Below are 26,579 nucleotides of genomic sequence, written 5' to 3' on the forward strand. Positions count from 1 at the left end.
TTAGCTGAGCCTATGCAGATAAGCCGCCTCAAGCTCTCTGGTTTCAAGAGCTTTGTCGAACCGGCTGAACTGCGCATTGAACCCGGCTTAACCGGCGTTGTCGGGCCCAATGGCTGCGGCAAATCGAACCTGCTCGAAGCCATCCGCTGGGTCATGGGGGAAACCTCGGCCAAATCCATGCGATCAGGCGGGATGGAAGATGTCATCTTTGCTGGCACATCCACCCGGCCCGAACGCGCCTTTGCCGAAGTTGTCCTGCACGCGGCTGACGATGATAACGAAGAACTGGTCGTAACCCGCCGGATTGAGCGCGGGGCAGGCAGCGCATACCGCGTCAACGGTCAGGATGTGCGCGCCAAAGATGTCGCGCTGACCTTTGCCGATGCTGCGACCGGCGCGCATTCGCCAGCGCTCGTCAGCCAAGGTAAAATCGCGCAGGTTATCGCAGCAAAACCTGCCGAGCGCCGCCAAATGCTGGAGGAAGCCGCCGGGATTTCGGGCCTGCACGTGCGGCGCAAGGATGCCGAAAGCAAGCTAAGGTCAACCGAGGCGAACCTGGCCCGGCTCGAAGATCTGATGGCAGGGCTGGATGCCCAGATGAATTCGCTACGGCGGCAGGCGAAACAGGCGGAGCGCTACAAGGCTCTAACCGCGCAAATTCAGACGGCAGAGGCGCGGCTGATCTATGCCCGGTGGCGCGATGCCGCAGATGCCGCAAAAGAAGCGCGCGATGCAGCCCAGGGGGCCGATGACCGTGTTGCCGCAGCGCAGAAAGCGGTGGATGAAGCGCAAGCGGCGCAAACCCGGCTGGCACTGGAATTGTCGCAAGCGCGCGAGACGCTGACCGATCGCCGCGATGATGCCAGCGCGCATGGGCACCGCATGGCCGCGCTGACAGAAAAGCTGGAGGCAGCGCAAACGCGGCTGGCCGATCTTGACCGGCAGAAAACCCGGCTTGAAGAAGACCGCGAGGCCGCTGATCGTCTGACTGCGGATGCGGCGGGCGCTTTGCAGAAATTGACGCAGGAATGCGAGCGGGGCGCGCTTGCCGTGGCGGACAATGAAAAAGCGCGCCCCGCCCTTGCCGCCAAATCCGAAGACAGCGAACGCGCCAGCCGGGCGGCTGAACTTGCTCTTGCCAAAGCGACCGCAGACCATGCAGGGGTTGAAGCAGAATGGCGCGTTGCCGAAGCCGCGATAGAACAGGCAGAGCGGCGGCATTCGCGCCTCAAAGCCGAAGAAGCCCGCATTGCCGAAGCGCGCGCCGGACTGGAAAGCGAAGCGCAATCCCAGCAGGCCATGATCGCCGCGCGCAAAGCGGCAGACGAAGCCTCGAACAATCTCGCCACCCTTCGCGAAGGGTTGGAAGAAGCACAGGCGCGCAAATCGCAATTGCAAACCGCCCGCGATGATGCAGCGACCAAACTGGCCGCCGCGCGCGCGGAACTGGCCGGGGTCCAGCGCGAACACGCAGCGCTTGCCCGCGACCGGGATGCGCGCGCAAAGGCGGCCAAATCGCGCGAAGGAATGGCGGCTGCGCTCGATACGGTACGCGTTGCCAAAGGGTACGAACGCGCGCTTGCGAGCGTGCTGGGCCGCGATGGCAAATCGCCTTTGGGCACGCCTTCGCCCGATCAGGATGGGCGGTTCTGGACTGGCAGAGATGCGCCAAAGCCTGTGGCGGACGCTTTACTCGGCCACATTACCCAGTGCCCCGATGAATTGCGCGCCCGGCTGGCTCTGGTGCACTGCGCAGAAACCGATGATGGCCGCGCGCTCGCTCCCGGTGAATGGCTGGTGACGAAAGCCGGGCAATTGCGGCGCTGGGATGGCTTTGTCGCGCGCGGCGAAGGATCAGCAGAGGCAGCCAAGCTGGAAGCGGCCAACCGGCTGGCGGAGCTTGAAGAGGTGCTGCCTAGCCTGCAATCGGCGGCCAATGCTGCGGGCGAGGCCGAAGCATCCAGCCGCGAGGAACTCAAAACCCTGCAAACCGATCTGGTCGCGCGCGAACGCGATATTGCAGGCGCGATTGAGGATGAACGCCGCGCGCTGCTGCAATTGGACCGCGCCGAAGCGCAGCGCGAACGCAATGCCGCGCGCCTTACTGAACTTGCCCAGTCCGCCGAGGAACTGGCTCAGCAATTGACCGCTGCCGAAAGTGAGCGGGCCGAGGCAGAGGACAAGCGCAAATCGCTCCCCTCCCCCGATACGGGCCGCGCGACACTCGAAGCGGCGCAGGCCAAACATGAAACCGCGCGCTTGGCGGTGCAATCGGCGATGGCCGAACTCGCCTCGCACGATCAGGCGCTGGCAGTGGCGCGCGAACGGTTAGCTGCACAAAAGGCGGATCAGGCCAATTGGCAGAAACGATCAGGCGAAGCGGCAATGCGCGTTGCTGAGGCCGGACGGCGGCTGGAAGAAATTGAGGAAGAACGCAGCGTCATCGCGGCCAAGCCCCAGTCGCTGATCGCGGAGATTGAACAGGGCGATGCAGTGCGCGAGCGGCTGGCACGCGATCTGGAACAGGCGCAGGAAACGATGGACACGTGCCAAACCGCCGCAAGCGAAGCCGACAGCGCGCTGGCCTCCACCAACGAAGCCCTGATCCAAACGCGCGAGGCCCGCGCCACTCTGGCAGCGCGCGCCGAAAGCCAGGAAGCGCGCCGCACGGAAATGGCGCGCATATCGGGCGAACGGTTCCAATGCCCCCCGCCCATGCTGGCCGGCAAACACGATTTCGACGAAGCGCAAGTGGGCGGATCATCCGAAGAATCCGCCGAGCTGGAAAAGCTCAATGCCAGCCGCGAACGCATTGGCCCTGTCAATCTGGTCGCCGCCGACGAACTCGCCCGGATCGAGGAAGAGCACGGCACCAGCACATCCGAACAGGCAGAACTGACCGAAGCGGTGAACCGTTTGCGCGGCTCTATCGGCAATTTGAACCGCGAAGGGCGCGAGCGGCTGCGCGCCGCGTTTGAAGAGGTGGACGGGCATTTTCGCGTGCTGTTCACCCGGCTTTTCCAAGGCGGGCAGGCGCATCTTGCTCTGGTCGACAGCGATGATCCTTTGGAAGCGGGCCTTGAGATTTACGCCCAGCCGCCGGGCAAACGCCTGCAATCGCTATCGCTGTTGTCAGGGGGCGAACAGGCGCTCACTGCAACCGCGCTGATCTTTGCCTTGTTCCTGACCAATCCCGCGCCGATTTGCGTGCTGGACGAGGTCGATGCGCCGCTTGATGATGCCAATGTCGAACGGTTTTGCGACCTGCTCGATTCCATGGTGAGCACCACAAAGACGCGCTATCTGATCGTCACGCACAACGCTGTCACGATGAGCCGCATGCACCGCCTGTTCGGTGTGACCATGGCGGAAAAAGGGGTTTCGCGCCTTGTCAGTGTGGATCTGGGCGAAGCGGAATTGATGGCGGCCGAGTAGCTTCCCGCGTTAGGCGTCGAGCGCGCTGTCCAGCCTGTCCCGGATGCTTTTCAATTGCGCGATCATTTCCGATTTGCTGCGCTTTGACCCGTCATCATCGCTGGCGCGGCGCAGTTCTGTGGCAGCGCGGCGATCGCCCGACCGGCGATCATCGGTCCGGCGATCCAGTTCCGATTTTCCGCTGGATCGCAGGACAGCCTCTGCGCCTTTCAGCGTGTAGCCCTCTTCGTTCACGAGGCGGTTGATCGTTTCAACCAGTTCGACATCGCTGGGCCGATAATAGCGCCGTCCGCCGCTGCGCTTTAACGGTTTGAGCAGAGTGAACTGCTGTTCCCAATACCGCAAAACGTGCGATTTGATGCCGAGCGCTTCGCTAACCTCGCCAATGGTGCGCAATGCGCCATCGTCTTTGCCATCGTCGAAATCAGCCATGATTTATAATTCCCCCTAATGAATTGAGGGCTATAGATCACATTCCTAATCTATTTTCCAGCCGCGATCCGCTCTTTTAACAATTGGCTGGCCCGAAATGTCATCACCCGGCGCGGGGTAATCGGCACTTCGACCCCTGTTTTCGGGTTGCGGCCAATGCGCTCATTCTTGTCGCGAAGGACAAAGCTGCCAAAGCCTGAAATTTTGACATTTTCACCATCGGCGAGCGAATCGCACATCTTGTCCAAAATGGCTTCAACCATGTCGAGCGATTCAGCCCGGCTAAAGCCCAGCTTGCGATTGATCGTCTCTGCCAAATCGGCGCGAGTAAGCGTGCCCATGGAACGCATATTGCACATCCTCCTGTATAGGTGCGACCCTTCGAAAAGCTGCTGGCACCGTAAGCAATCGGTGCCAATTTCGCAATGGACTGGATGCCAAATGCCAATGTTTCGTAAACAAACAGCCTAACGGCGGCCCTACATACGCTACATTCTGACGAGGCTTGCCCCCCAGGTGAAGCCGCCGCCCATCGCTTCGAGCATAACCAAATCGCCCGCTTTAATCCGCCCATCGCGCCGCGCTGTATCGAGCGCAAGCGGCACCGATGCGGCCGATGTGTTCGCATGATCCTGAACTGTCATCACGACTTTTTCCGCCGGAATTCCGAGCTTTTTCGCGGTCGCATCCAGAATGCGCGCATTGGCCTGATGGGGGACGACCCAGTCAATATCCTCAACCGAAATGCCAGCTTCTTCAATCACTTCGCGCAGCACACTGGCGAGATTGACGACCGCATGGCGAAACACTTCGCGCCCTTTCATCCGCAGATGACCAACCGTTTGCGTGGTTGATGGCCCGCCATCGACATAGAGCAGATCGTGCTGGGCACCATCGGCATGAAGCCGGGTTGCAAGGACACCAGCTGGCGCGTTTTCGCTGTCCGCCTCACCTTCCAAATCGTCACTTGCATGATCGGCATCGGGCGCTGTCAAAACCACGGCCCCTGCCCCATCGCCGAACAAGACGCAGGTTGTGCGGTCTTCCCAATCGAGAATGCGGCTGAAAGTTTCTGCGCCGATCACAAGCGCATTTTTCGCCATGCCAGTGCGCAGCAGCGAATCGGCAGTGGCCAGCGCATAAAGGAAGCCCGAACACACCGCCGCCACATCAAACGCGACCCCGCCATTGCAGCCGAGCGCGTTTTGCACCTTGGTCGCGGTGGCGGGAAACGTGTTGTCGGGCGTGGCGGTTGCCAGCACAATCAGGCCGATATCGGCAGGCGTTAATCCGGCATCATCGAGGGCCTTACGCGCAGCCTCTATCGCAAGGCTCGCGGTGGTCTCTCCCTCGCCTGCAATATGGCGTTGGCGGATGCCGGTGCGTTCGACGATCCATTCATCACTTGTATCAATCCGGGACGCCAATTCGGCGTTGGTGACGCAGGTTTTGGGCAAGGCTGAGCCTGTTCCGACCAGCCGAGACCCGCTCATGCCGCCGCTCCGGTATCATCTGATTCGGTTTGCGATGGCGGCGCTGCTTTGCTCCCATTGCGGCGCAAGGCATCCTCACCCAGCTCGCCCAGATCCTCAGCGATGCGCTGGGTCAGCTTGTTTTCGAGCAGCCGCGCAGCGACTGTCACCGCATGAGCCACGCCTTTTGCAGTCGCGCTGCCATGGCTTTTGACGACCACGCCGTTGAGCCCCAGAAACACAGCGCCGTTGTGATTGTTGGGGTCAAGATGATGGCGCAGCAGCTCTGTCGCGGGTTTGGACACCAAAAATCCGAATTTCGAACGCAGCGAACTGGTGAATGCCTGTTTGAGCAAATCGGTCACAAAGCGGGCCGATCCCTCAATCGCTTTCAATGCGATATTACCGGAGAAACCATCGGTGACGACCACATCGGTTTCGCCGCGATTGATCTTGTCGGATTCGACAAAGCCATCAAACTGCATGGCAAGGCCCCCATCCGCTTTATCCGATGCCGCCTGCAACATGGCCGCAGCATCGCGCAAAGCATCGGTGCCCTTAATCTCTTCCGTGCCGATATTAAGGAGGCGCACTTTGGGTTTGTCGAAACCGTTTACAATCCGCGAATAGGCCGCGCCCATCACCGCAAATTGCACCAGATTGCGCGCATCCGCTTCGGTGTTGGCGCCCAGATCGAGCATCACGACATCGTGCGATTTCAAAGTTGGCATCAAAGCCGCCAAGGCAGGCCGATCAATTCCCGGCATCGTGCGGAGCGCGATTTTGCTCATCGCCATCAGCGCGCCGGTATTGCCAGCACTGATCGCAGCGCCTGCGCGGCCTTCTTTCACGGCATTCACCGCAAGGCCCATGCTGGTGGTTTTCGCTCGCCGGATCGCGCGGCTGGGCAATTCGTCGCCGCCAACCACATCATCGCAGTGCAGGATTTCAGAAGCGCCGCGCATATTGGGATGCGCTTCTAAAGCGGATTTGATCCGCGTTTCATCGCCAACCAGCAGAAACTGGAAATTGTCGTGATTGCGGCGCGCAAGCGCTGCGCCTTCGACCATGACACGCACGCCTTCATCGCCGCCCATCGCATCAACAGCGATACGCGGCAGGCTCATGTCATAATTCTCCGTCTAACATCGCACCGGCTTAAACGCCGACAGCGACGACCTCACGCCCATTGTAATAGCCGCAATGCGGGCACAGATTGTGCGGCCGCTTCAGCTCACCACAGTTTGAGCATTCGTGGAATGCCTCAACTTTGAGCGAATCATGCGCGCGGCGGTTTCCGCGGCGGTGGGGCGATACTTTTCTCTTTGGGACAGCCATGGCGGCACCATTTCCTCAAATAAATTCGTGTGTTTGCGCCAGTGCGCGCTGCAATATCTGCGACAGCCCCTAAGGCAAAGGCGCGCGGCGCACAAGCAAATGTGTGAGCTGCATCCTTACCAAAAGCTGGCGGGAAGCCGCGCGCTATAGCGCAAAACTCGCGCGTTGCAAGCGGTGTTGCACCCGTATAGCGAGGGGTTTGAACAAACAGGGGTCTGACACATGATAATTCTGCCAGTGACTTTAACAACAGCGGCAGCTGCGGGGATTTTGAGCATCTGGCTGATGGTGCGCATTGGCGCAATCAGGCGGGCGGAAAAGATCTTTGTCGGCGATGAAGACAGCGAGCCGTTGATCCGCCGGATGCGGGCGCAAGCGAACTTTGTCGAAAACGCGCCGTTTGCGCTGATCCTTATCGCGGCGATTGAGCTGTCGGGCAAAGGCCAGCCGTGGCTCGCTTTTGTTGCGGCGGCATTTATTCTGGGCCGCGTGGCGCATGCGTTTGGAATGGACGGCGGCGCGCTGGGCATTGGCCGGATGATCGGGACGATTGTTTCGATGCTGACGCTGCTGGGCCTGGGCGTGGTCGCCGCGCTGATTGGCGCGGGGGTGATGTAAGGAGTTTTATCTGCGCTGGCCTATCTGGGCCGGCGCGCGGCCTTGCGGCAATCTGGTCGCCAATCCGTTCTTGGTCACAGCAGTCAAAGCGCGACTGCGCGCCCGCAGGTGCTCAAACCCGGACAAAGCCGGGGTTTGAAACAGCACCGAGGAGTTCGCCCGGATGGGCGAACACACTCAAGAAAGCGCCATATCGCTCACAAACGCATTCGTCTTGCGTTCCTGCCCAAATGTGCTGGTTGGGCCGTGGCCGGGGATGAACATGATGTCCTCGCCCAGCGGCCATAGGCGTTTGGTGATGCTGTCGATCAAATCCTGATGATTGCCGCGCGGAAAATCGGTGCGGCCGATGGAGCCTTGGAACAACACATCGCCCACAATCGCAAACTTGCTTGGCCCGTGGACGAACACGACATGGCCGGGCGTGTGGCCGGGGCAATGGATCACATCGAGCGTTAGCTCGCCCACGCTCACCGTGTCGCCATGTTCCAGCCAGCGCGTGGGAGTAAAGCTTTTCGCCTCCATCCCATAGCGCGCGCCGTCATCGTCCAATTGCTCGATCCAGAACAGGTCATCCTTGTGCGGCCCTTCGATGGGCAGCCCCAGCTCATCCGCCAGCATGCCTGCCTGCCCGCAATGATCGAGATGGCCGTGGGTGATGAGGATTTTCTCCAGCGTCACGCCCGCCTTTTCGACGCCCGCTTTCAGCTTATCAAGATCACCGCCCGGATCGGTGAGCGCGGCTTTCATGGTTTTGGTGCACCAGATCAGCGAGCAGTTCTGCTGCAAAGGCGTCACCGGCAAGATCGCGGCTTTCATGGGGGGTGTGGGATTGGTCATGAGTGAGGAGATGGCTTGGACGCTAGTTCAATGCAAGAGGGCGCACAATTCGGCCAACGTGTCAGCAGCCCGTCAACAAGGCCCAGTCAGGCGGCCTATGCCCGTGTAGGTCACGCCGTTTTCGCGAATGCGCGAGGTGATCTTATAGGCTTCCTTCGAAAAAGTGACCTCCATCCGGCCATTGATCGTGATGCCGCCATCTTCGGCATAGACACACGTCGCATCCGCACTGCCGCTATTTTGAGTGATGACGACATTGCGCGTCTGGCATTCGCCATAATCAAGCTCTTCGAGAACATAATCGAAAGTGATTTTGCTTGTCGCTTCGGTCAGACATCGCTGCGATTGCTCTGCATGGATCACTTCGTCCGTGCCTGATCGAATGGTGTGGTCCGTGACCCAGCGGCCCGGCGTCAGGTCGATCACTGTCCCATTCGCAGCCCCCAGGCCAAGCCCCGCGACGACGAGAACGCCTGCTGCTTTTGTATAAGGTGGCGACATTAGAGATACTCCTGAAGCGCGAGCGGGCTGCTTTGCAAGCCGATACGCTCCTCAGGTTAAACCCGCCCGCCCTTCCACACAACCTTGCCGATAATCTCAAGCTCCTCCACCGCGACCGTTACGGGCGGATAGGCAAGGTTCTGGCTGAGCAGCGACACGCGCCCTCCGCCTGCCGCGGCCAGGCGTTTTACCATCAGCGCTTCATCAAGGCGCACCACATAGATGCCATCGCGAAAGGCGTTTTGCGCGCGGTCCACCAGAATATCATCGCCATCCTGAAGCAGCGGCTCCATCGAATCGCCCTGCACCGTGATCGAGGACAATTGCGCGCGTTCCAGCCCCTGTTCGCTCAGCCAGCGATGCGAAAACTGAAACGTGTCAAACGCCTCTTCCTCGCCTGGCAATGCGCCCGGCCCAGCGGATGCACCAATATCAAGGCGCGGCACATCGACCCAGCCTTGCCGGGGCCGAGCGGCGCGCGCACTTGGCTGCAAAACTGTCCCAATATAGGATTTATCCTTTGTTAAGGCTGCCGAAGGCGATTCGGGTGCGCCCAGCTCGCGTTCCTCCACCCCAAAGAATTGCGCCAGCGTTCTACGATCGGTCTCGCCCAGCCTGCGCGGGCTACCCTTGGTGATAAATTGTTGGAGATACGAGGGGTTACGCCCCAAAAGCTCAGACAGGCTGGCAAGGCTGGCACCGCGTTCCTGCGACAATTGCAGCAAGCGAGCACGGACGGGATCGAGGTTGAGATTTTCATTTACCATAAGAATCTTCCTACATGAAGGATTTTTCCTAGACAAGTAGGAAATTGAGTGGAACATTACAGGAACACCAAGCGATTCGCCAGTCCGCATTCGGCGCATCGAGGTGACGCAACCAAGAGGGATCATCATGCTAGTCAGAGCCGTAGAGGCCTTCCTCACACATCACGATATGGCCGCCACAAAATTTGGACGGCTTGCCGCCAGCGATCCGCGCTTTGTGCTCGATCTGAGGCTCGGCCGCATCCCGCGCGCGGCAACCGAAGCGCGCATCAGGGGGTGGATGGCTGAATATGACGTCGCCGCAAACAAGGCCGCGCGTGCAGGCCTTGTCAGAGTCACTGCTGCGCAAATCCCCGCGCCCCGCGCCGATCATCAAAGCAGCCCCGTTCAATACAAATCCAGCCCCAAGGAAACCGCCCATGTTTGAAGCCAGCCTCACCGCATTCGCGCCCGATCACGCACTCTTGCCAGCGCCAGCCGCTGCGCTGCAGGGCACATTGCCGACGTTTCCGGCGGATTTCGAAACGAAATCGGCAGACTCAGATGCAGATGCAGAAAGTGCACAAACGATAGAACGCGCCCGCCGCTATCGCCCGCGCCGCACTTTGTCAGACCGGGTGCGCGAGGCGGTCTTGTCGCTCGCCGATGGCAAGGGCGATGTGCTCAGCCATGAAGAAACCGCCTGGGCTTCGATCACCTTTGCCGGCACACGGCACGAAGTGGTGCTGGAGTTCAAAGGGGCACAGGCTGTTGCTGCGGGCGAGGAATTCATCGCCGACCTGCCCGAGCACGAATTCACCATCCCCGCCCAATTGGTCGCCGAAGCAACGGTGAGCGAGGTCGATCACCGCTTTGGCGAAACCGAGCTGATGCGAGTGACGGCAGTGCTGCTGCTGCTGGAGGAGGTGTAAGGGCAGCAGTGCCCGCGCCCTAACCCCGCCTCACCACAAGGTTCCGGATCTCGCTCATATCTTCCATGGCGAACCGGATACCTTCGCGGCCCAAGCCGGATTCCTTGACCCCGCCATAGGGCATATTGTCCACCCGGTAACTGGGCACATCATTGATAACAACGCCGCCTACATCGAGCCTGTCCCACGCATCGTACATCTTGAACAGATCGCGCGTGAAAATGCCCGCCTGAAGGCCGAATTGTGATCGGTTCACTTCGTCCAGCGCCTCATCGAAGGTGTCAAATTTCATCAGGATCGCCAGCGGGCCGAATGCCTCTTCGTTCATCGCTTTGGCATCGCGGTGGACATTTTCGAGCAATGTCGCCTCCAGCATATTGCCGCGCGACAGACCGCCGCCTGTTAGCAAAGTGGCACCCCCTTCGACCGCTTCGTCAATCCAGCCTTTCAGCCGGGTTGCCTCGCCTTCGGATATCATCGGGCCGATAAAAGTGTCGCGGTCTTTCGGATCGCCTGCGATGAGGCTTTTGGTCTTGGCGACCAGCTTGGCTTTGAACGCATCAAAGACATCGGCGTGGATGATGATGCGCTGAACCCCGATGCACGATTGGCCCGACTGATAGAACGCGCCGAAAACAACCCGCTCTAACGCATCGTCAAGGTCCGCATCGTGATCGATCACGACGGCCGCATTGCCGCCCAGTTCCAGCACGACAGGTTTCTTGCCTGCTTTCGCTTTCAACGCCCAGCCAACGCCGGGTGATCCGGTGAAAGAGAGCAATTTAAGCCGCTCATCTTCGGTGAACAGGTCCGCACCGTCGCGGGCAGCGGGCAGGATGGAGAACGCCCCTTCGGGCAGCACATCGCATTCGGCCAGAACTTCACCCATGATAAGCGCGCCCAAAGGCGTTTTGGACGCAGGCTTCATCACAAACGGGCACCCAACCGCGATGGCAGGCGCGATTTTATGCGCGGCTAGATTGAGCGGAAAGTTAAACGGCGCAATAAAGCTGCACGGGCCGATGGGCACGCGTTTCCACATGGCTGTATAGCCCCTGGCACGCTCAGAGATATCGAGCGGCATCACTTCGCCATAATTGCGCACCGCCTCTTCGCCAGCAATGCGGAATGTGTCGATCAGGCGGGTGACCTCGCCTTCTGCATCCTTGATCGGCTTGCCCGCTTCAACGCACAAGGCGTAGGCCAGCTCGTCAAAGCGTTCCTTAAACCGCGCGACGCAGTGCATCAGCACGTCCTGCTTTTCATAGGACGCAAGGCGCGCCATCGGCTCTGCCGCATGCACCGCGCCTGCAATGGCTTCATCAATGATTTCAGGCGAAGCAAGGGCAGTGCGGAACGCGGTCTCGCCTGTGTATTTATCGGTGACTTCCAGATCGGTGTTGGGCTGGACAGCCTTGTTGTTGAGGTAAAGCGGGTAAGTATCCTTGAGTTTCATGGTCCAATCATTCTCCTGGCTTTACTATTTTCACATCTGTGAAGCGCGGGTCGGCCTGCAATATGTTCCGAACTATCTCCAAAAGATCGCGACGTGGAGGACCAAGGCGTATCCACCTTATCCTATCAGCCCAAAAATACATCGTCCCCTCCTCAGCCCCCATCGCGATCAGGCATTCCACTTTGCCAAGGTTGTCTTTTAGCTTAAATCGCCAGCCATAGTCTTTGTGGTTCTCTATCTCGGATACACTTGCATCGCTGCTGAGTTCTCCAGCCAACCATTCGGCGAGCTGGCGCCCCCCCGGCGCAGTCACATTGCCATTGCTATCGAATTGCCAGTCATCAAGAGCACTGGTGCGTGCAGAAACGACTAGCCTGCTCACAAGCCTGCGCTCAGTTCCTTGATATCGTGATTGAGGATCTGGTCGTTCTCGGTGTAGTCCACGGGGCAATCGATCACATGCACACCCGGCGTATCGCGCGTCTCAGCCAAAACATCGGTTAAGTGCGCTGCCGATGTCACGCGGTGGCCGTGCGCGCCGTAGCTTTCGGCATATTTCACGAAATCGGGATTGCCATAAGTCAGGCCGTAATCGGCAAAGCCCATATTCGCCTGTTTCCACCGGATCATCCCGTAAGCATCATCGCGCAGGATCAACACGGTGAGATTGAGGCCCAGCCGAACCGCCGTCTCCATCTCCTGGCTGTTCATCATAAAACCGCCATCGCCGCAGATCGCCATCACTTTGCGATCCGGATATTGCATCGCGCTCATCATGGCCGACGGCAACCCCGCGCCCATCGTCGCCAGCGCATTATCGAGCAGCACTGTATTGGGCAGGTAGGCTGTATAATTCCGCGCAAACCAGATTTTATAAACGCCATTGTCGAGGCAGATAATCCCGTCTTCGGGCATGGCGCGGCGCACCTCGCTCACAAGATGCGGCGGGAAGATCGGGAAGCGCTCATCTTCGGCGAGCGGCTGGGTGTGCTTGGCTTCTGCGCGGCGGTAACACAGCAGGCGGTCAAAGCTCCAATGGCTTTGCGCGGTGACGCTTTCCTTGATCTGCCAGATAGCGTTGGCGATGTCGCCGATTACTTCGATCTGAGGGAAATAAACAGGGTCCACTTCGGCGGTCTTGTTAGAAACATGGATGACTTTGGTGCCGCTTGCCTTAGGATCATCAAACGCATCTTGCATAAAAAACGGTGGTTTTTCAATCACATCATGGCCGACATTGATAATGCAATCAGCGTCTTCAATCGCGCGATGGCAGAAATCGCCCGATGATAGAGCCGCGCAGCCAAGGAAAAGCGGGTGGCGCTCATCAATCACGCCTTTGCCCATTTGCGTTGTCACAAACGGAATGCCGGTTTTCTCGATAAATTCGCCGAGCATCTTGCCCGTCATCGTGCGGTTGGCCCCTGCCCCGATCACAAGCACAGGCGATGTGGCCGCTTCCAAAGCTTCGACCGCCAGCCGAACCGCTTTCACCTCGGCAGACGGGCGGCGCGCGACGCTGCGCTGGATGGGGCGGGCACTGGTTTGTTCATCGGCAATGTCTTCGGGCAGTTCGAGATGCGTTGCGCCCGGCTTTTCCTCTTCGGCCAAACGGAACGCCTCGCGCACGCGGCTGGGAATGTTGTCGCCTGAATGCAGCTGATGGGTAAACTTGGTCAGCGGACCCATCATGTCGACCACGTCGAGGATCTGGAACCGGCCCTGCTTGGAATGCTTAATCGGTTTTTGCCCGGTAATCATCAGGATCGGCATCCCGCCAAGCTGCGCGTAGGCAGCCCCTGTCACAAGATTGGTCGCACCGGGCCCAAGCGTTGCAAGGCACACGCCCGTCTTGCCCGTATGCCGGCCGTAAGTCGCCGCCATAAACGCCGCGCCCTGTTCGTGCCGGGTCAGGATCAGCTTGATCTGTTTGGAATGCGAAAGGCTTTCGAGAAGATCGAGATTTTCTTCGCCCGGAACGCCAAAGATATATTCGACACCTTCCGCTTCGAGGCATTCAACGAAAAGGTCAGATGCTTTTTGGGTGTCGCTCATTGGGGATATCCTCCTGAATTCCGCTCGCCTGAGGAGCGGAGTGCCTGCATTGTGTTGGTATACGTTTCAATCACCCAACACGTTACAGGCCGCTAATATCCGCGAGCCGGGTCAAAAATCGGCGCAACGGGCTTTCCGCTGCGATACTTCGCCAGATTATCGAGAAACCGTTCGGCAGACCGGATGAACATCTTGTCCTGCGCGCGGCCAGACAGGTGCATCGAGATATGCGCATTGTCGAGCGTCCACAGCGGGTTATCGGCGGGCAGAGGTTCGGGCGTTGTCACATCGAGGAAAGCCGCCCCGATCACGTTCTCACGCAGCGCCGTTGTCAGCGCCCCCTGATCGACCACGGTGCCGCGCGCGATATTGACGAGCACTGCATCGGATTTCATCGCGGCCAGCTCCTCCGCGCCGATCATTCCATCGGTTTCCGGTGTCGCTGGCACGGCGAGGATTACCCAATCAAATTCGCCCAATCGCCCGCGCCATTCATCGGGTTTGAGCGTGCCTTCACCGCCGCTGCGGCGCACCACAGTCACAGCCACATCAAAGGCTTCCAATCGCGGCTGGATCAGCTTTCCAATCGCGCCATAGCCCAAAAGCAGCGCTTTTGATCCGGCCAGTTCGCGCTTGCCGGGGCTGTCCAATAGCCATTCGCGCCGCTCTGCCGCGCGCATGACATCGCGGTAACCCTTCGCGATATTGAGCATGCCCATCACCGTGTATTCCGCAATGGTCACAGCGTTAATGCCTGCACCATTGGTGACCGTGATGCCCCGGTCAATCAGCACATCCATGGGCAGAAAATCGAGGCCTGCGTAAATCGAATTGAGCCATTTGAGCGAAGTTGCCGCGCGCAATGTCGCGGCCATGGCTTCTTGTTCGTACATATCGAACCAGCCGATCTCAGCATCAGGCACCGCCTCCAGCGCTTCTTCCTTGGTCATAAACCAGCGCACATCGAGGTCATCAGGAAGGCGCGGTTCGAGGAGCGGGCGGATGAGGCCGGATATGGCTAGGATGGTCATCCCAATACCCTTAGGGCCGGAATGCGAGCCAAGCCACCCCCGCTAGAAAAGGCAATCCTGCCAGATCAACCAGTGCAATTGTTTTAAGCTGCTGCGGTGCGCCCGCCTGCCAATACAATCCTAGAAAACTCACCATGCTGATACCGACAATCAGCACTGCAAGCCTGCGCCCTTCCGGTACGAATGCAGCCCATAGACACGCAATGAACACCGCAAAAAACAAGGCTGCACGGTGATGCAAAAGCAGGAAAAGCGGGTTGTCGGCCGCAACGCCATACAAAGTTGTGATGGTCGCTGGCCGAAACAACGCCAGCGCAGGCATTGCATGGATCGCAGCAAGGATGAGCCATAATATAGGTTGCAACATGCAATCTATTTAACAGATTGCTAGGCAGGAGCAAGGCCGGCCGCTCTGCTACGCCCGCCTTGCCTCAGATCAGCTTCCATTCCCAGCTCAGCGGATCGCCGTCCATCACATCGACCCCTTTGGCGGCAAGATCATCGCGGATTGCGTCGGACGCTGCGAAATCCTTTTCGGCGCGCGCGGCTTTGCGAGCAGTCAGCGCCTGCTCGATTTCAGCCTCGTCTATCTCAGCCGCTTTGGGCCGGATGCGCAAATCCTTGCGAGTGAGGTCAAACAGACCCAGCCCAAGCACGGCGTCCATATGTTCGATCACGGCGCGCTTAATCCCGGCATCCACCTTTTTGGTGCCCAGAGCATCTTCCAAAGCGGTGAGCGCCACTGGGGTGCCCAGATCATCGCTGATCGCCTCGTCAAACTTCGCCAAAGACGCTGCGAATTTGGGATGTTCAGCTTGCGGCTGCGGCTCGGCATCTGCGAGCCGCTCCGCCTGCATCACCATGCGTTTAAGCCGCGTCAAAGCCGCCTCCAGCCCTTCCCAGCTGAATTCCAGCTCTGACCGATAATGCGCTTGCAGGCACATCATCCGATAGGCGAGCGGGTGATAGCCTTTGTCGATCAGCAATTGCAGCCGCAAAAATTCGCCGGAGGATTTGGACATCTTGCCGGACCGCTCAACCAGAAAGTTGTTGTGCATCCAGATATTGGCGCCCGAATTGCGCGCTTCTGACAAGCCCCCGCAACCGCAAAACGCCTGGTTTTGCGCGATTTCATTGGGGTGGTGGATCTCGCGGTGGTCGATCCCGCCAGTGTGAATGTCGAAAGGAAAGCCCAAGAGTTTCTCGCCCATCACGGAGCATTCCAGATGCCAACCCGGCGCGCCTTTGCCCCATGGGCTGTCCCATTCCATCTGCCGCGTTTCGCCCGCCGGAGTCTTGCGCCAGATTGCAAAGTCTTGCGGGTTACGTTTGCCCTCAACCGTGTCGATGCGGCCTTCGCCATCCTCGGTTACAGCACGCGCTAGCCGCCCGTAATCCTCAATCGTCGAGACATCGAAATACAAACCGCTATCCAATTCATAGCAGTGCTTGCCAGCAATCCCTGTAGCAAACTCCAGCATCTCTTCGATATAGTCGGTTGCGATGGACCACTTGGCAGGCTCACGGATATTGAGCGCTTTCACATCGGCCCAGTAAGCTTCAGTGTAGTGCTTGGCGATGTCCCAGATGGATTGGGCGCGCTCCGCCGCCATTTTCTCCATCTTGTCTTCGCCCTCATCCGCGTCATCGGTGAGGTGCCCGACATCAGTGATGTTGATGATATGCGTGAGTTTTAGCCCCTGATGGCTGAGCGTGCGCCCCAGTACATCGGCAAACACATAGGCGCGCATATTGCCGATATGGGGGTAATTGTAGACCGTCGGCCCGCACGTATAGACCCGCGCCTCACCATCATGGACGGGGTCAAAGGTTTCGATTTCGCGGGTGAGCGAGTTGAAGAGTTTGAGGTCAGTCATTTGCGATGCGCTTTGCCCAGCCAATGGCGGGCCGTCAATTCAATCGTCATTGCGAGCGGAGCGGATGCGCAGCAGGCCACAGGCCAACCAATCCAGAGCAAAGCGCTCGACCGCTCTGGATTGCCGCAGGGCTGCGCCCCTCGCAATGACGAAGTTAAAAGCCCACGAACTTAACTTGATCGTCCAGCGGAACGCGCTCCCGCTCAAACGCATTCACCGGAGCATCAGGATCACGATACCCAATCGCCATGCCGCAAAACAGCATATATCGGTCATGGTCGAGGCCCAGAAACCCTCGGATTACATTCGCATAATAGGCCATGAATTCCTGAAAGCAGCTGTCGAGCCCCTCTTCGCGCAGCAGCAGCGCCACCGTTTGCAGCCACATGCCGGTGTCAGACCATTGCGGCTCTTTCATCAGGCGCGGGAAATAGACGAACATGACAGCGGGCGCATCAAAGCTGGTGGCGTTGCGCCCCATGGCAGCCATCCGCGCGCCCTTGTCATCGCGCGCAATGCCGAGCGCTTCGAACATGCCTTTCGAAATGCCGTGAAGGCGGGACTTGTATACGTCCTCAGCCAGTGGCGCGTTCCAATCGTATTCAAGCTCTTGCGGCGGTGTGGACGTGATTTTCGCCTGCAAATCCGCAAGCGGCTGGCCAGTGAGGACAGTCGCTTCCCAAGGCTGATAATTGCACCCCGACGCCGCCCATCGCGCGGTATCCATGACGCGGCGGATCGTGTCGAGCTCCACGGGCTTATCCAGAAATTCGCGGACAGAGCGGCGGCTGGTGACGGCTTGGGTTACGTTCATTTCTGGTCCTGTGAAAGAATGGCATCAATGTTCCGGCGTACATGCAGATAGCGCAGTATCAAGACTTCATGTTCGTTGGCTTCGAACACTACCTGATAATTGCCGCGGCGCGATCTGCGCACGTTATCTCCCCACTCTTTACGCAGGCGATAAGATTGAGGGCGTTCAATTAGGGCTGCAGAAAAGCCAATAAGTTCCTCGACGAATGTCTCAGCGCGTTCCGGGTTATCTCGAGCAATCTGTTGGGCGATATCAAGTAAATCCGAACGGGCCGCTGGCGTGATAGTGAGATTCACGCTTTTTGCCGCTGCTGCTCTTCCACCACAATTTGCCGAGTGTAAGCGCGAACCTCTTCAAACACGTCTTCGGCCGACAAAGAGCCTTCCGCTCTGGCCTCGTCCAGCATTGCGCGGAAACGGGCATTTTCGGCCTCGCGCCGCTGCTCCTCATTGGTCCAATCGCGCAGAGCTTCACGCACAACCTCGCTCGTTGTTGCGTATTCCCCGCTCTCCACCGCAGCGCGCAATTTGGCGGCCATTTCTTCGGGCATGGTGACAGTGATGCGTTCGAGTTTGCTCATGCGTATGCAGATATCATACTTTGTGTGATCACGGCAAGATCGCGGTGCCGGGCACGCGGCGGCTGGTTACGGCTTGGGTTGCGTTCATTGTTCTTCGACTCCAATCAACGGCAAGAATTCGTCAAAGCTCTCGGCAAGTTCAACAACGCTTTCGTTGAGGTCCGAGTTGCACATGTCGTATGTAACGACCGGCATGCGACCCACAAAACGAAGGTCCAAAGCAATCGCTTCGCCGCCGCCATCTCCGCCGATGACAAACAGATCGGGAAAGTGTTCTTTCAGAGAACCTTCTTGCTCAAGGTCTATGACTGCCTTCACGGGATCCAGACAGACATTCCAAGGGGCAATGGGCATAGGCCCCTCCCCTCCATCGGAAAATTTGAGAAGATCAAGGTAACTCTCCGGCAATTGCTTCGGAGCCATCTCGATCAATCGCCTTATCGATTCTTCCGAAGCACCGGGACCACCAGCCCAGTCACGATTTGCAAGTATGCTCACCGCCGCCCCCTTGCGCCGCCCTTCTCATCCTCAAACAACTCCGCGAGCTGCTCCATGATCGTGCCGCCCAATTGCTCGACATCCATGATCGTCACCGCGCGTCTGTAATAGCGCGTCACATCGTGGCCGATGCCGATGGCGACGAGTTGCACGGGGCTGACGTTTTCGATCCATTCGATCACCCCGCGCAGGTGCGCTTCCAAGTACCCTGCCGAGTTCACCGACAATGTACTGTCATCCACTGGCGCACCGTCAGAGATCACCATCAGGATGCGGCGTTCTTCGGGGCGGTGGATCAGGCGGGAATGCGCCCATAGCAGCGCCTCGCCGTCGATGTTTTCTTTGAGCAATCCCTCGCGCATCATCAGGCCGAGATTGCGGCGCGCGCGCCGCCATGGCTCGTCAGCCTGTTTGTAGAGGATATGGCGAAGATCATTGAGCCGCCCCGGCCCCTGCGGTTTGCCATCGGCCAGCCAAGCCTCGCGCGATTGCCCGCCTTTCCATGCGCGCGTTGTAAAGCCGAGGATTTCGGTCTTCACTCCGCAGCGTTCCAGCGTGCGCGCAAGGATGTCGGCGCTGATCGCGGCGATGGAAATGGGCCGCCCGCGCATTGAGCCAGAATTGTCGATCAGCAGCGTGACGATGGTGTCTTTGAACTCAACATCGCGCTCAACCTTGTAACTCAAAGCCGTGCCGGGCGAGACGATTACGCGGCTTAGGCGCGCGGCATCCAGAACGCCTTCTTCCTGATCGAAGTCCCAGCTGCGGTTCTGCTGCGCCATCAATCGGCGTTGCAGGCGGTTCGCCAGACGCGTCACCACGCCTTGCAGCCCGGTCAGCTGGCTGTCGAGATAAGCGCGAAGGCGGTCCAGCTCCTCTGCATCGCACAATTCTGGCGCTGCGATCTCTTCGTCAAAGCGGGTGGTAAAGGCCTGATATTCCAAGCCATCGGGAATATCGGCGGCAGGGCGATTGGGGCGGACGGGGGCGTTAGAGGCATCGCCTTCCTCGCCCGGTTCGCCGTCCTGCATCTCCTCTTCGGCGGCCATTTCGCCGTCAGCATCGCCTTCGCCTTCACCCTCGGCCATTTCGCCTGCGGTTTCGGCGGATTGCGGATCGGCGTCGCCTTCCTGCTGTTCATCACCGGATTGTTCGTCTTCGGAACCGTCATCTTCGTCGCCGTCATCATTGTCGGCTTCGTCAGGGGCATCGGTGGGACGGGTAAGGTCCAGATCGCGCAGCAAATCGAGCGCGAGGTCCTGGAATGCTTGTTGGTCAGAGGCGCTGTCAACGAGGCTCTCAAGCCCTTCACCCACGGTCTCCTCGATCCAGTCGCGGACCATGGAAACACCCGCTTTGGCGGCATCGGGGATCGGCTGGCCGGTCAGCTTTTCGCGCAGCATCAGGGCAAGCGCGCCTTGCAAAGGCACCTCGTCCGCCTTTTGCGCGCGAACGATGGGATCGGTGGTGAGACGCACCGATTGCGCGGCATCCAGATTGTCTGCCATTCCGGCAAAACTGTTGGAGCCAAGCGCCTCGTACCGCACCAGTTCCACCGCATCATAACAGGCGCGAGCAACCGGTTCCGGCGGCGCGTTCACCGCGTGCAGCCCTGCGTCATGATGGCGCAATTTTAACGAGAAACTGTCCGCAAATCCGCGCGCTTCGCTTACTTGTTCCGCTGGCAAATCGCGCGCCGGCAATGGCACACGGAACCTGTTGCCCGATGCGCCCGGCACATCCGCGCTCCAGGCTACTTCCACCTCTTCATCGCGCGCAATAGCGCGGCTGGCGCCGGTGAGCGCTTGCTTGAACAGATCGAGAGGGGATTCTTCGGACATATGCTCGCTTTACAGGATGGATTGCCCGGTCTTTTCCCAGTCGGCGAGAAAACCCTCAATCCCCTTATCTGTCAGGACATGGTTGAACAGCGAGTGGATCACTTTGGGCGGCGCCGTCATCACATCGGCACCGATTTTCGCAGAGGCAAGCACATGGGTGACGTGGCGCACACTGGCCACAAGGATTTCGGTTTCAAACGCGTAGTTGTCATAGATCAGGCGAATATCCTCGATCAGGTCCATCCCGTCCGTGCCGTTGTCATCATGGCGGCCCACAAATGGAGAGATAAATGTCGCGCCTGCTTTCGCTGCCAGCAGCGCCTGATTGGCTGAGAAGCAGAGCGTCACATTGACCATTGTGCCTTCGGATGTGAGCGCTTTGCAGGTTTTGAGGCCGTCCACCGTCAGCGGCACTTTGATGCAGACATTGTCCGCGATTTTGCGCAGGATTTCCGCTTCTTTCATCATAGTCGCATGATCAAGAGCGACCACTTCGGCGCTGACCGGGCCATCGACAATCCCGCAGATTTCCTTGGTCACTTCCATAAAATCGCGGCCCGATTTGGCGATCAGCGACGGATTAGTGGTGACCCCATCGAGCAAGCCTGTTGCGGCCAGATCCTTGATCGGTTCAATCTCGGCTGTGTCGACAAAGAATTTCATGCGCGCTCGTCCCTGTAATCTTTCGTTTGATTCGGTGTCGGCAAGCGATGGCATAGCTACTGGTAAGAGGCCAGATGCGCCGATGGGTTCTTGTGCGATTGTGTGGAACCTCGCGGGCGCTTTCCCATTCTTGCTACCAGAACTTTTGCCAATAGCGCGGTGTTTGCGCCGCCGGAGATTTTCATGCGTTTGCTTGCCCCCTTTGCCGCCATGGCTGCTTTGCTTGGCGTCATTGCCGCCCCTGCCGCCGCCACCGAGGATGATTTCAACATCTGGGGCGGGCAGTTTATCTTCGTCGATCTGGACAAGGATGGCGATTGGTATGTGCGCGGCGAAGCGCAAGAACGCTTTACCGATGATGCAGACAGGCTCGGCCAGCTTTTGCTCCGCAGTTTTATCGGATATCGCATCAACAAGGATGTGAATATTGGCGGCGGTTATGCTTATATCCTGACCGATCCGATTGGCCCTGCCGAGGTGAACGAGCACCGCTTTTATCAGGAGCTCAATGTCACTGTGTTCAATCGCGACGGGGTGAAACTGACCTCGCGCAATCGGCTTGAGCAGCGCACTTTTGAGGAAAGCAATGTGACCGGATGGCGTTATCGCAATCTGGTGCAATTGACCGTGCCGGTAAGCGAGAACAACAATCTTGTGCTGTATTCAGAGCCATTTATCGGCCTCAACGATGTCGCCAATAATGGCGAAGGGCTGACCGTTTGGCGCAATTTTGCAGGCGTATCGGTGCCGATCACACAGCAGGTCACCTTAACGCCCGGCTATCTCAATCAATATGTGTTCCGCGATGGGGAAGACCGGGTGCAGCACATCGCCAATATCGGTATCACCGCGCGGTTCTAAGGTTTGCCAAGACGGGCTAGAATGCGCGGCCCGCGCCCAAAACGCCGATCAGCAGGGGATCGCCTGTCGCACCGGGATCGGCGCGGATGGCCGCTTCCTCGGTCCCTATTTCTTGCCAGATCGCTTCACTAAGACTGCCCGACAGGCGCGCGGCAATGCCGCCTGCATCCACCCCGGACACTTGATTGATAAGATCGCGCACCAGCGGTTCGTTCGCAATGGCAATCGCATCGCCCAATTCGGGCACCAGAGCCTCTACCAGGCCATCGCCAAATTCGCCGCGCAGGAACCCGGTTGCCGCTGTTGGCCCGCCGCCGATGATCGCGGCGGCGTTCTCAATACCGATTGTACGCACCGCATCCACCACCAGCGGGGCTGCTTTTTGCGAGCCCTTTACGGCGATATCGGCAAATGCATCCTCCAGCCGCGATTTGAACAGCGCTGATGTGAGCACTCCGGACAGCGACCGCCCCGAAAGGCCCAACAATTGATCCACGCCCAGCCGCGCAACCTGCTCATCCCAGAACCCGCCATCCGCGGTAAGGCGCGCAAAGGCGTTTTCGCTTGATAGCAGCAAAAGCCGGCGCACTGCATCAACCAGGCTGAAACCGGGCAGCGTTGAACAGGCTGGCACAGCCAATGCCGCTGCGCCCAAAAGCCCCGCTTTCAAAACCCCGCGCCGATGCGATGGATTGCGCAATGCCTGTGGCAATTCGTTCATAGTTTCCCCTCTCACCTTGCGAACAGGCCATGTGCCAACCCATAAGGGATGCAATCATGCAACGCGTCCGTCTTCTTGTCCTTAATGCAGCACTTGGCGTGCTCGATTACAAGGTGCCAGAAGGCAAAACCATTCCTGTAGGCAGCGTGGTGATCGCGCCGCTTGGCCCGCGCACGGTGACCGGGATCGTTTGGGACGAAGGGCGATTGCCCGGTGCAGAGGTGCCAGCGGAGAAATTGCGCGCGCTTCGTGAGATTATTGATGTGCCGCCGATTGCGGAACCCTTGCGGCGGCTGATTGAATGGACCGCGCATTATTACTGCGCCAATCTCGCCAGCGTCGCGCGCATGGTTTTGTCGAGCGGCGGCGCTTTGGGCGGGCCGACCACGACGACAGAGTACAGGCTGGTCAATGGCGCGATGCCCGACCGCATGACCCCGCAGCGCGAAGCGGCAATGGAATTGCTCAGCGGCGAACAGGGCATTTTGCGCGAGCTTTCCGAGATTGCTGGCGTGTCAGCAGGGGTGCTGCGCGGATTGGTGAACCAGGGCGTGATAGAGCCTGTCGAGGTTGCCATTGACCGCCCCTACCCGCCTGCCCAGCCCGATTTTCACCTACCCGAATTGTCCGATGATCAAGCGCGCGTCGCAGGCCGAATTGTCGAGGCGGTAAAAGCGCGCGATTTTGCTCCCTTCCTGCTTGATGGGGTCACGGGGTCGGGCAAGACAGAAACCTATTTCGAACCGGTGGCGCAGGCGATCCGCGCAGGGCGTCAGGTTCTCGTCCTGCTGCCGGAAATCGCGCTGACCGAAAATTTCCTCACCCGGTTTGAACAGCGCTTTGGCAGCGCCCCTGTCCTGTGGCATTCCTCGCTTAAATCGACAGAGCGCAGGCGGGCGTGGCGCGCGATTGCCAATGGTCCGGCAGATGGCGGCGCGCAAGTGATCGTCGGTGCGCGTTCAGCCTTGTTCCTGCCCTATGCCGATCTTGGCCTGATCGTGGTGGATGAAGCGCATGAGGTCAGCTTCAAGCAGGATGACGGCGTGCGCTATAATGCGCGCGATGTTTCCGTGATGCGCGCGCGGTTTGAGAAAATTCCGGTGGTGCTCGCCAGCGCGACGCCTGCTCTGGAAAGCCTGCATATGGCCAGCACAGGCATTTACGAAAAGCTTGATCTGCCCAGCCGATTTGGCGGTGCGCAATTGCCCGATATCCAACTGGTCGATCTGACGATTGAGAAACCGGGCAATGGCCAATGGCTGTCCAAACCGGTGATTAATGGGCTGGCAGCGCGGCTGGAAAAGGGCGAGCAATCTTTGCTGTTCCTCAACCGGCGCGGCTATGCTCCGCTGACTTTGTGCCGCAATTGCGGGCACCGTTTCCAATGCCCGCATTGCAGCGCGTGGCTGGTTGAACACCGGCTGTCTGCGCGGCTGTCCTGCCATCATTGCGGATTTGAAACGCAGGTGCCCAAAGAATGCCCGGAATGCTCAGAACCGGATTGCATGGTCGCCTGCGGCCCCGGTGTGGAACGCATCGCAGACGAGGTCGCAAAGCTCTTCCCCGAAGCGCGCATCGCGGTGGCCACATCGGACACATTGGGCAATCCGGAAAAAGCGGCTGAGTTCATCGCTAAGGCCGAAGCCAAAGCGATTGATATCATCGTCGGCACGCAATTGGTGACCAAGGGCTTCCACTTTCCAGAGCTGACATTGGTGGGCGTGGTTGATGCGGACCTTGGCCTTGAAGGGGGCGATTTGCGCGCGGCGGAACGCACTTACAGCCAGGTTGCCCAAGTTGCCGGGCGCGCCGGGCGCGGGGCGAAACCGGGCGAGGTCCTCATCCAGACGCGCCATCCCGATGCGCCCGTTATCGCTGCACTTGCCAATGGGGACCGCGACGCATTCTACGCGGCTGAAACTGATGCGCGCCGCGATGCAGGCGCGCCGCCATTCGGGCGCTGGGCCGCCATCATTATCTCTTCCGAAGACGATAAAGAAGCGCGCGAGGCCGCAAACCGGCTGGGCGACACGCGGCCAAAGCGGGAAGACCTTTATATCCTTGGCCCTGCCCCTGCCCCTATGGCTTTGCTGCGCGGAAGATACCGCTATCGCTTCCTTGTGAATGCAAAGCGCAGCGCGAATTTGCAGCAAGTGCTCAACCACTGGACTGGCAATATCCAGTTCGCCCCCGGCGTGCGCGTGGGGATTGATATTGATCCGTATTCCTTCGTGTGACGTAGCTGGATGACCATGGCCAAAAACCCGATCCTCGTGCCCGTTCTGGGCGATCAGCTTACCCGCACTTTGTCCTCTTTGAGAGGCCGCGCCAAGGATGACACGGTCATCCTGATGATGGAGGTTTGGGACGAGGCGACTTATGTCAAACATCACAAGCAGAAGATCGTCCTGATCTTTTCGGCCATGCGTCATTTCGCCGCTGAACTCAGCGATGCTGGGTGGAGCGTTGACTATGTCAAACTCGATGATCCCGATAATGCTGGCAGCTTTACAGGCGAGGTTGCACGCGCGGTAGAACGCCATTCCCCTCGCGAAATTCATGTGACCGAAGCCAGCGAATGGCGGGTTCAGCGCGCCATCGAGGAGTGGGCGGACAAGTTTCCCTGCCCTGCCCAAATCCTGCCCGATGACCGGTTCTTATGTGACCACGCAAAATTCCGCGACTGGGCAGAGGACCGCAAAGCTCTCACCATGGAGCATTTCTACCGCGAAATGCGCAAGGACACCGGGCTTCTCATGGAGGACGATGGCAAACCGGTTGGCGGCAAATGGAATTATGACGCGGAAAACCGCGAGGCATTGGAAGCGGACCTTTTCGTTCCCAAAGTCCCCAAATTCACGCACGACGATATCACGCGCGAAGTAATTGAATTGGTCGAGGCGAAATTTGCAGACCATTTCGGCCAGCTCGATCCGTTTGAATGGCCCGTCACCCGCGATGAGGCAGAGAAAGCCGCCGATGCATTCTTTGCCGAGCGGATCGAGAATTTCGGACCCTATCAGGACGCGATGGTCTTCGGGTCGGATGACCTTTATCACTCCATGCTTTCAACCAGCATCAATATCGGGCTGCTTGATCCGCTGGAGCTGTGCCAGCGCGCCGAGCAAGCGTATAATGACGGCAAAGCGCCATTGAATTCGGTCGAAGGGTTCATTCGCCAGATCATTGGCTGGCGCGAATATGTGCGCGGGTTTTACTGGCACTTTATGCCGGGGCTGCAAACCGACAATCAGCTGGAGGCGGCACGCCCCCTGCCCGAATTTTTCTGGACGGGCGATACCGATATGCGCTGCCTGTCTGATTGTATCCGATCAACCCATAACAACGCGCATGCGCACCATATCCAGCGGCTGATGGTGCTGGGCAATTTCTGTCTTCTCGCCGGGATTGATCCAGCCGATGTGCAGGACTGGTATCTGGCGGTTTATGCCGATGCGTTTGAGTGGGTGGAATTGCCCAATGTTTCGGGCATGATCTTGTATGCTGATGGCGGGAAACTCGCGACAAAACCCTATGCAGCAAGCGGCAATTACATCAACAAGATGTCCGATTACTGCAAAGAATGCCGCTATAAAGTGAGCCAGAAAACGGGCGAAGACGCCTGCCCGTTCAACCCGCTCTATTGGCATTTTATGGACCGCCACCGGGACAAGCTGTCCAGCAATCACCGCATTGGCCGCATTTATGCGACATGGGACCGGATGGGCGATGAAAAGAAGCGCGATTATCTTGAAAGCGCCGATGCGTTTCTGGAAAGCCTTGAACCGGCACAGCCCGGCTGGGCGCGAGCGCAAGGTGATGAGGAATAAGCGGAATTGAGTCGGCAACAGACTAACCGCTTATACTG

The 26,579-nt window shown here is 58.8% G+C and carries 28 protein-coding genes; 7 read left to right on the forward strand and 21 right to left on the reverse strand.

Translation table 11 applies throughout. From position 1 onward, the window contains the following. Nucleotides 1–12 precede the first annotated feature (12 nt). Nucleotides 13–3,435 (forward strand): chromosome segregation SMC family protein, encoded by a 3,423-nt coding sequence (locus AC0V6W_RS03010; RefSeq protein WP_486147008.1) that lies wholly within the window; start codon nt 13–15, stop codon nt 3,433–3,435. A gap of 9 nt (nt 3,436–3,444) precedes the next feature. On the opposite strand, the gene AC0V6W_RS03015 is transcribed toward AC0V6W_RS03010, so the two are convergent. The 5 genes from AC0V6W_RS03015 to rpmF form a co-directional block, all read right to left on the reverse strand. Beyond that, a complete protein-coding gene (locus AC0V6W_RS03015; protein WP_486147010.1) occupies nt 3,445–3,867 on the reverse strand; it encodes a MerR family transcriptional regulator in 423 nt (140 codons plus the stop codon). Nucleotides 3,868–3,917: 50 nt separating this feature from the next. After that, nucleotides 3,918–4,217, reverse strand: a complete 300-nt coding sequence (locus AC0V6W_RS03020) for an integration host factor subunit alpha (protein ID WP_486147012.1) — start codon at nt 4,215–4,217, stop codon at nt 3,918–3,920. A gap of 138 nt (nt 4,218–4,355) precedes the next feature. Next, on the reverse strand, nt 4,356–5,360 hold the full coding sequence (locus AC0V6W_RS03025; RefSeq protein ID WP_486147014.1) for a beta-ketoacyl-ACP synthase III: 1,005 nt from the start codon (nt 5,358–5,360) through the stop codon (nt 4,356–4,358). Further along, nucleotides 5,357–6,466 carry a phosphate acyltransferase PlsX gene (plsX, locus tag AC0V6W_RS03030; protein ID WP_486147016.1) on the reverse strand — a complete coding sequence of 370 codons (1,110 nt, stop codon included), beginning with the start codon at nt 6,464–6,466 and terminating at the stop codon, nt 5,357–5,359. The genes AC0V6W_RS03025 and plsX overlap by 4 nt, the downstream gene beginning before the upstream one ends. Before the next feature lie 31 nt (nt 6,467–6,497). After that, the gene (rpmF, locus tag AC0V6W_RS03035) at nt 6,498–6,677 is read right to left on the reverse strand and encodes a 50S ribosomal protein L32 (protein ID WP_486147018.1); all 180 of its coding nucleotides are present in this window, start codon (nt 6,675–6,677) and stop codon (nt 6,498–6,500) included. Nucleotides 6,678–6,914: 237 nt separating this feature from the next. Here rpmF and AC0V6W_RS03040 point away from each other — a divergent pair, with 237 nt between their 5' ends. Continuing rightward, nucleotides 6,915–7,295, forward strand: coding sequence for an MAPEG family protein (locus tag AC0V6W_RS03040; protein WP_486147020.1), 381 nt, complete (start codon nt 6,915–6,917; stop codon nt 7,293–7,295). A 177-nt stretch (nt 7,296–7,472) separates the two neighbouring features. On the opposite strand, the gene AC0V6W_RS03045 is transcribed toward AC0V6W_RS03040, so the two are convergent. The 3 genes from AC0V6W_RS03045 to AC0V6W_RS03055 all read right to left on the reverse strand — a co-directional run bounded on the left by AC0V6W_RS03045 (nt 7,473) and on the right by AC0V6W_RS03055 (nt 9,403). Beyond that, nucleotides 7,473–8,135, reverse strand: coding sequence for an MBL fold metallo-hydrolase (locus AC0V6W_RS03045; RefSeq protein ID WP_486147022.1), 663 nt, complete (start codon nt 8,133–8,135; stop codon nt 7,473–7,475). Nucleotides 8,136–8,207: 72 nt separating this feature from the next. After that, nucleotides 8,208–8,636 carry a DUF3617 domain-containing protein gene (locus AC0V6W_RS03050; protein WP_486147024.1) on the reverse strand — a complete coding sequence of 143 codons (429 nt, stop codon included), beginning with the start codon at nt 8,634–8,636 and terminating at the stop codon, nt 8,208–8,210. A 56-nt stretch (nt 8,637–8,692) separates the two neighbouring features. Continuing rightward, a complete protein-coding gene (locus tag AC0V6W_RS03055) occupies nt 8,693–9,403 on the reverse strand; it encodes a LexA family transcriptional regulator (RefSeq protein ID WP_486147026.1) in 711 nt (236 codons plus the stop codon). Between the two features lie 169 nt (nt 9,404–9,572). On the opposite strand from AC0V6W_RS03055, the gene AC0V6W_RS03060 reads away from it, so the two are divergent. Together AC0V6W_RS03060 and AC0V6W_RS03065 are read left to right on the forward strand one after the other, a co-directional pair. Then, nucleotides 9,573–9,830 (forward strand): hypothetical protein, encoded by a 258-nt coding sequence (locus AC0V6W_RS03060; RefSeq protein ID WP_486147028.1) that lies wholly within the window; start codon nt 9,573–9,575, stop codon nt 9,828–9,830. Continuing rightward, entirely contained in the window at nt 9,823–10,314 is a 492-nt protein-coding gene (locus AC0V6W_RS03065) for a hypothetical protein (protein ID WP_486147030.1), read from the forward strand. The genes AC0V6W_RS03060 and AC0V6W_RS03065 overlap by 8 nt, the downstream gene beginning before the upstream one ends. 19 nt (nt 10,315–10,333) lie before the next feature. Here the strand turns inward: AC0V6W_RS03065 and AC0V6W_RS03070 are convergent, their stop codons facing one another. From AC0V6W_RS03070 to fsa, 12 genes are all read right to left on the reverse strand, one after another. Further along, nucleotides 10,334–11,770: an aldehyde dehydrogenase family protein gene (locus AC0V6W_RS03070; RefSeq protein ID WP_486147032.1), complete on the reverse strand. Its 1,437-nt coding sequence runs from the start codon at nt 11,768–11,770 to the stop codon at nt 10,334–10,336. Between the two features lie 7 nt (nt 11,771–11,777). Further along, nucleotides 11,778–12,152 (reverse strand): hypothetical protein, encoded by a 375-nt coding sequence (locus tag AC0V6W_RS03075; protein WP_486147034.1) that lies wholly within the window; start codon nt 12,150–12,152, stop codon nt 11,778–11,780. After that, entirely contained in the window at nt 12,149–13,825 is a 1,677-nt protein-coding gene (locus tag AC0V6W_RS03080) for an acetolactate synthase large subunit (RefSeq protein WP_486147036.1), read from the reverse strand. The genes AC0V6W_RS03075 and AC0V6W_RS03080 overlap by 4 nt, the downstream gene beginning before the upstream one ends. A 92-nt stretch (nt 13,826–13,917) precedes the next feature. Further along, nucleotides 13,918–14,856 carry a D-2-hydroxyacid dehydrogenase gene (locus AC0V6W_RS03085; protein ID WP_486147038.1) on the reverse strand — a complete coding sequence of 313 codons (939 nt, stop codon included), beginning with the start codon at nt 14,854–14,856 and terminating at the stop codon, nt 13,918–13,920. A gap of 10 nt (nt 14,857–14,866) precedes the next feature. After that, the gene (locus AC0V6W_RS03090) at nt 14,867–15,223 is read right to left on the reverse strand and encodes a hypothetical protein (RefSeq protein ID WP_486147040.1); all 357 of its coding nucleotides are present in this window, start codon (nt 15,221–15,223) and stop codon (nt 14,867–14,869) included. 64 nt (nt 15,224–15,287) lie between these two features. Beyond that, on the reverse strand, nt 15,288–16,733 hold the full coding sequence (cysS, locus tag AC0V6W_RS03095; RefSeq protein WP_486147042.1) for a cysteine--tRNA ligase: 1,446 nt from the start codon (nt 16,731–16,733) through the stop codon (nt 15,288–15,290). Between the two features lie 154 nt (nt 16,734–16,887). Beyond that, nucleotides 16,888–17,547: a nitroreductase gene (locus tag AC0V6W_RS03100; RefSeq protein ID WP_486147044.1), complete on the reverse strand. Its 660-nt coding sequence runs from the start codon at nt 17,545–17,547 to the stop codon at nt 16,888–16,890. Continuing rightward, nucleotides 17,544–17,843 carry a type II toxin-antitoxin system RelE/ParE family toxin gene (locus tag AC0V6W_RS03105; RefSeq protein WP_486147046.1) on the reverse strand — a complete coding sequence of 100 codons (300 nt, stop codon included), beginning with the start codon at nt 17,841–17,843 and terminating at the stop codon, nt 17,544–17,546. Before AC0V6W_RS03105 ends, AC0V6W_RS03100 begins: the two co-directional genes overlap by 4 nt. Then, nucleotides 17,840–18,127 carry a ribbon-helix-helix domain-containing protein gene (locus AC0V6W_RS03110; RefSeq protein WP_486147048.1) on the reverse strand — a complete coding sequence of 96 codons (288 nt, stop codon included), beginning with the start codon at nt 18,125–18,127 and terminating at the stop codon, nt 17,840–17,842. Before AC0V6W_RS03110 ends, AC0V6W_RS03105 begins: the two co-directional genes overlap by 4 nt. A gap of 84 nt (nt 18,128–18,211) precedes the next feature. Further along, on the reverse strand, nt 18,212–18,625 hold the full coding sequence (locus tag AC0V6W_RS03115; protein WP_486147050.1) for an SMI1/KNR4 family protein: 414 nt from the start codon (nt 18,623–18,625) through the stop codon (nt 18,212–18,214). Continuing rightward, entirely contained in the window at nt 18,622–20,466 is a 1,845-nt protein-coding gene (cobT, locus tag AC0V6W_RS03120; RefSeq protein ID WP_486147052.1) for a cobaltochelatase subunit CobT, read from the reverse strand. The genes AC0V6W_RS03115 and cobT overlap by 4 nt, the downstream gene beginning before the upstream one ends. A 9-nt stretch (nt 20,467–20,475) precedes the next feature. Further along, nucleotides 20,476–21,129, reverse strand: a complete 654-nt coding sequence (fsa, locus tag AC0V6W_RS03125) for a fructose-6-phosphate aldolase (RefSeq protein WP_486147054.1) — start codon at nt 21,127–21,129, stop codon at nt 20,476–20,478. Nucleotides 21,130–21,312: 183 nt separating this feature from the next. Here fsa and AC0V6W_RS03130 point away from each other — a divergent pair, with 183 nt between their 5' ends. Beyond that, nucleotides 21,313–21,990, forward strand: coding sequence for a DUF2490 domain-containing protein (locus tag AC0V6W_RS03130; protein WP_486147056.1), 678 nt, complete (start codon nt 21,313–21,315; stop codon nt 21,988–21,990). A gap of 16 nt (nt 21,991–22,006) precedes the next feature. Here the strand turns inward: AC0V6W_RS03130 and AC0V6W_RS03135 are convergent, their stop codons facing one another. Further along, nucleotides 22,007–22,711, reverse strand: a complete 705-nt coding sequence (locus AC0V6W_RS03135; protein WP_486147058.1) for a DUF4197 domain-containing protein — start codon at nt 22,709–22,711, stop codon at nt 22,007–22,009. Between the two features lie 56 nt (nt 22,712–22,767). Here AC0V6W_RS03135 and AC0V6W_RS03140 point away from each other — a divergent pair, with 56 nt between their 5' ends. Beyond that, complete coding sequence (locus tag AC0V6W_RS03140) at nt 22,768–24,948, forward strand: primosomal protein N' (protein WP_486147060.1); 2,181 nt, start codon at nt 22,768–22,770, stop codon at nt 24,946–24,948. Between the two features lie 15 nt (nt 24,949–24,963). After that, a complete protein-coding gene (locus AC0V6W_RS03145; RefSeq protein WP_486151447.1) occupies nt 24,964–26,541 on the forward strand; it encodes a cryptochrome/photolyase family protein in 1,578 nt (525 codons plus the stop codon). Nucleotides 26,542–26,579 lie beyond the last annotated feature (38 nt).

Source organism: Erythrobacter sp. JB1-7 (genome assembly GCF_057365015.1).

What these genes read in the sequence shown, in the direction of transcription:
- AC0V6W_RS03010 (WP_486147008.1), top strand. Translation starts at nt 13, where the DNA reads ATGCAGATAAGCCGCCTCAAGCTCTCTGGTTTCAAGAGCTTTGTCGAA.
- AC0V6W_RS03015 (WP_486147010.1), bottom strand. Translation starts at nt 3,867, where the DNA reads ATGGCTGATTTCGACGATGGCAAAGACGATGGCGCATTGCGCACCATT.
- AC0V6W_RS03020 (WP_486147012.1), bottom strand. Translation starts at nt 4,217, where the DNA reads ATGCGTTCCATGGGCACGCTTACTCGCGCCGATTTGGCAGAGACGATC.
- AC0V6W_RS03025 (WP_486147014.1), bottom strand. Translation starts at nt 5,360, where the DNA reads ATGAGCGGGTCTCGGCTGGTCGGAACAGGCTCAGCCTTGCCCAAAACC.
- plsX (WP_486147016.1), bottom strand. Translation starts at nt 6,466, where the DNA reads ATGAGCCTGCCGCGTATCGCTGTTGATGCGATGGGCGGCGATGAAGGC.
- rpmF (WP_486147018.1), bottom strand. Translation starts at nt 6,677, where the DNA reads ATGGCTGTCCCAAAGAGAAAAGTATCGCCCCACCGCCGCGGAAACCGC.
- AC0V6W_RS03045 (WP_486147022.1), bottom strand. Translation starts at nt 8,135, where the DNA reads ATGACCAATCCCACACCCCCCATGAAAGCCGCGATCTTGCCGGTGACG.
- AC0V6W_RS03050 (WP_486147024.1), bottom strand. Translation starts at nt 8,636, where the DNA reads ATGTCGCCACCTTATACAAAAGCAGCAGGCGTTCTCGTCGTCGCGGGG.
- AC0V6W_RS03055 (WP_486147026.1), bottom strand. Translation starts at nt 9,403, where the DNA reads ATGGTAAATGAAAATCTCAACCTCGATCCCGTCCGTGCTCGCTTGCTG.
- AC0V6W_RS03060 (WP_486147028.1), top strand. Translation starts at nt 9,573, where the DNA reads ATGGCCGCCACAAAATTTGGACGGCTTGCCGCCAGCGATCCGCGCTTT.
- AC0V6W_RS03065 (WP_486147030.1), top strand. Translation starts at nt 9,823, where the DNA reads ATGTTTGAAGCCAGCCTCACCGCATTCGCGCCCGATCACGCACTCTTG.
- AC0V6W_RS03070 (WP_486147032.1), bottom strand. Translation starts at nt 11,770, where the DNA reads ATGAAACTCAAGGATACTTACCCGCTTTACCTCAACAACAAGGCTGTC.
- AC0V6W_RS03080 (WP_486147036.1), bottom strand. Translation starts at nt 13,825, where the DNA reads ATGAGCGACACCCAAAAAGCATCTGACCTTTTCGTTGAATGCCTCGAA.
- AC0V6W_RS03085 (WP_486147038.1), bottom strand. Translation starts at nt 14,856, where the DNA reads ATGACCATCCTAGCCATATCCGGCCTCATCCGCCCGCTCCTCGAACCG.
- AC0V6W_RS03090 (WP_486147040.1), bottom strand. Translation starts at nt 15,223, where the DNA reads ATGTTGCAACCTATATTATGGCTCATCCTTGCTGCGATCCATGCAATG.
- cysS (WP_486147042.1), bottom strand. Translation starts at nt 16,733, where the DNA reads ATGACTGACCTCAAACTCTTCAACTCGCTCACCCGCGAAATCGAAACC.
- AC0V6W_RS03100 (WP_486147044.1), bottom strand. Translation starts at nt 17,547, where the DNA reads ATGAACGTAACCCAAGCCGTCACCAGCCGCCGCTCTGTCCGCGAATTT.
- AC0V6W_RS03110 (WP_486147048.1), bottom strand. Translation starts at nt 18,127, where the DNA reads ATGAGCAAACTCGAACGCATCACTGTCACCATGCCCGAAGAAATGGCC.
- cobT (WP_486147052.1), bottom strand. Translation starts at nt 20,466, where the DNA reads ATGTCCGAAGAATCCCCTCTCGATCTGTTCAAGCAAGCGCTCACCGGC.
- fsa (WP_486147054.1), bottom strand. Translation starts at nt 21,129, where the DNA reads ATGAAATTCTTTGTCGACACAGCCGAGATTGAACCGATCAAGGATCTG.
- AC0V6W_RS03130 (WP_486147056.1), top strand. Translation starts at nt 21,313, where the DNA reads ATGCGTTTGCTTGCCCCCTTTGCCGCCATGGCTGCTTTGCTTGGCGTC.
- AC0V6W_RS03135 (WP_486147058.1), bottom strand. Translation starts at nt 22,711, where the DNA reads ATGAACGAATTGCCACAGGCATTGCGCAATCCATCGCATCGGCGCGGG.
- AC0V6W_RS03140 (WP_486147060.1), top strand. Translation starts at nt 22,768, where the DNA reads ATGCAACGCGTCCGTCTTCTTGTCCTTAATGCAGCACTTGGCGTGCTC.
- AC0V6W_RS03145 (WP_486151447.1), top strand. Translation starts at nt 24,964, where the DNA reads ATGGCCAAAAACCCGATCCTCGTGCCCGTTCTGGGCGATCAGCTTACC.